A 394-nucleotide genomic window follows, 5' to 3' on the forward strand; every position below is an offset into this window, starting at 1 on the left:
AACAAGCTGTATGTGGCGAGTTAGGGGGTCGGATTTTGGATTTTGATTTTGGTCTTATGACCTAACAAGCTGTATGTTGCAAATTAGGGGACCGGGATTTGTTTTTTGGTTTTGGCATTGTGATCCAACAAGCTATATGTAGCGAGTTAGGGGACCATGGTTTGGATTTTGGTCACTCTTTGGGACAATTTTGGGTCCATTGGAGTGGTTTGGGTTTTTGTGGAATGTCAATTTCAAGGTTTTGGCTTAATTTGGTTCATGAGGTGGGATGGTTTGGACTTTTGGAAGAACAAGTTTATGTGGAGCAACCTAAAGGATTTGAAGACGCAAAGAAGCCCAATCATGTATATATTCTCAAAAAGGCCCTCTATGGTCTCAAACAAGCCCCTAGAGC

Annotated in this window: 1 protein-coding gene; it reads left to right on the forward strand. The window is 41.9% G+C overall.

Going from position 1 to position 394, the window contains the following annotated elements:
- Nucleotides 1–119: 119 nt before the first annotated feature.
- The coding region (locus D7X96_RS39805; RefSeq protein ID WP_147468539.1) for a reverse transcriptase domain-containing protein at nt 120–394 on the forward strand (275 nt) is incomplete at its 3' end.

This window comes from Corallococcus interemptor, assembly GCF_003668875.1.
Classification (GTDB): Bacteria; Myxococcota; Myxococcia; order Myxococcales; family Myxococcaceae; genus Corallococcus; species Corallococcus interemptor.